Genomic DNA, 2438 nt, shown 5'->3' on the forward strand with positions numbered 1-2438 from the left:
TCCTCGGGGCACTGCTGCTCCCGGTGTCGATCGCCCGCACGATCCGCCGCGGCCTGCGGGCCAACCGGGCGCGCGCGGAACTCGCCGCGGCCACCGCCGCCGGGGAGATCCCGCCGCCCGGTCCCGGTTTCGCCCCGGTGGCGGTGAACGACCCGGCCGCGCCGCCGGTCGGTGCGCACGCCGTGGAGATGCTGGTCTTCGACAGCGCCGACCTGCGCGTCCCCGGCCACACCGTCACCGTCGTCGTGCTGACGGCGGTGTCGGTGGCCCTGCCGGAGTATCTCGCCGCGGCGGGATCACCGGTGACGGCGCTGGGCGCCCAGGTGCCGATGGCGCTGCCCGGCGGCGGAAAGGGCAACGCCCGCAACAACTATCGCAATCTTTCGATCGACCTGTTCCTCGACGAGCCCGCATTGCGCGCCAGGGCCGACCGGATCGCCGCCGCGCTGCGCGCCCGCGCCGAACGCGCCCGCCATCCGCTCATGGCCGCCCAGGACCGGGTCACCGCCGTCACACCCGCGCTGTTCTTGCGCCGCGACGCCGACAGCTGGCCGCTGGATCTGGTGCCGGACTCGATCGCGGGCAACACCGTGGTCTCCAGCGTCGACCGGGGACCGGCCGATCTGGACTTCGGCGGGCCGGTCCGCTTCACCGCCGGCTTCCCCGCCATCGGCTCGGTCATGCGCCTGACCCACGGTGTGCACGGCCTCGGGCCCACCGTGACCGTCTCCCTGCACACCGATCCCGGCGTGCTCACCGATCTCGACGGCTACGCCGCCGCCCTGCGCGCCGCGGTCGCCGAGGTGGTCGCGGCGCTGTGCTAGACAGGCTCAGACGTTGTCGAGCACCTGCTCGCGGTCGGGCTTGGGCAGATCCTTGAGCGCCTCGATGCCCAGCTCGGCACGCGTGGCGTTGACCAGCGCGCGTTCCTGCTCGATCGCCTTGCGAATGGCCTTCTCCCACAGCGAGTTGATCTCGGTGAACTCCTCGCTGGTGGCCTCGTCGTCCAATTGCAGCTTGAGGTATTGCAGGGTGATGTTGCGCGCGGCCCCGAGCGTGCTCACCAGATCCTCGCACTGGTTGGGGATCTTCGGCGCGGCCAGCAGGCGCAGCCGGTTGATGGTGCCGTTGCAGCCCCACAACGCCTCGTGGATGTCGCTGCCGACGCGGTCGAGTTCGAAATCGTCGTCGACATCCCAGCGGTGATAGGACCACAGCTGCTGGCGCACCGAGTTCGAGGTCTCTAGCACCGTCGAGACCGCGGCGACCACGGCCTCGTGCCGCCAACGGTCGTGCTCGCGGCGCCCGCCCGCCTCCAGGGCGAGTTCGGTCGCGCGCCTTGCTTCCTCGAGCGTCTGCTGATGCCGCGCGTCGGCGGCGTCGATCGCCTGCCTGCTGGTCGCGTTGTTCACCAGGAATCCGACGAGCGCCGCACCGGCGACGATCAGCGAACCGAGCACGGGAAGCCACTGAGTCACTCCGGCATCATCGCACCGTTCTGTGTCGATCGTCTCCCCGGAGTACCCGGCTTCCCCGCTCCGACCGGGGGATCAGCCGATGCGGCTCTGCGATGTGCTGCGAAAACGACTCGGCCGCAACCTGGTTCGATATCCGATCGATACGTGATCGCTATCCGCGCGGCGTCCCGCCGTGCGGGAGGGACTGCCTCCTCCCGCACGGCGGAACCTCATGCGCCGCGGGCGAAATCCGCGAGCAGCCCCGGCACCGCCGCGTCGAACCCGGCGACGTCGAGCATGCCGGCGTCGGAGGGATCGGCGATCGTGAAGCCGGTGGCCGTCATGCCGACGACCACGAGCTTCGCGGCCGGATTGATCCGCTCCCGATAGCGCCGCAGCGCCTGGTGCGGGTGCTCCTTCCCCGCCCAGGTCTCGTTGTCGGTGTAGACGGTGAACACGTCCACCTCGACCTCGTGCGCGAGTGCCCAGCGCATGGGCAGCGCGCAGTCGGTGGCGGCGAACGGCAGACCGGACACCGCCGCGACGGCGTCGTCGAGCCGCATCCTCGGGTTGATCGGCAGCGGCGAGACCACCGACTCGGTCCACGAGCCGACCTCGCCGGTGAACCCGAGCACCGTGTGCGCCGGCTCGGTGGCCGCCGTGACCAGAGCCAGCGCCGCCGAAGCCTCGCGCGCCGAGATCGGCAGGCCCGACACCGGGGCGGCCATCGACCCGGACACGTCAAGGGCGAGCAGGTGCCGCTTGCCGGTCGGCTCCACCGACTCGAACGCCGCGTAGAAGGCCGCATCGAGGGCGTCGAGGATCGGCGTCGAGGGCGTCCACTCGCCGGCGCCGCGCGTCACGCGCCCGCCGCTCGCGTAGGTGCGCGACGCGGCCAACACCTGCACCGGGTGCACCCGCGACATGCGCAGCCGCGCCGGATCGGCGAGCCGGGCGGCGACGGCGTCCGTGCGGGCGCCG

General features: G+C 71.9%; 1 protein-coding gene and 2 pseudogenes. 1 reads left to right on the forward strand and 2 read right to left on the reverse strand.

Annotation, left to right across the window (positions count from 1 at the left end; all coding sequences use genetic code 11):
* Positions 1 to 824: pseudogene (locus QH283_RS03705) on the forward strand (hypothetical protein); the annotation flags it as partial.
* Between the two features lie 6 nt (positions 825 to 830).
* On the opposite strand, the gene QH283_RS03710 reads toward QH283_RS03705, so the two are convergent.
* Positions 831 to 1478, reverse strand: coding sequence for a hypothetical protein (locus tag QH283_RS03710; protein ID WP_280501615.1), 648 nt, complete (start codon positions 1476 to 1478; stop codon positions 831 to 833).
* Positions 1479 to 1687: 209 nt separating this feature from the next.
* Positions 1688 to 2438 (reverse strand): annotated as a pseudogene (locus tag QH283_RS03715) (TROVE domain-containing protein); the annotation flags it as partial.

This window comes from Nocardia farcinica (genome assembly GCF_029867845.1).
GTDB classification, from domain to species: Bacteria; Actinomycetota; Actinomycetes; order Mycobacteriales; family Mycobacteriaceae; genus Nocardia; species Nocardia farcinica_A.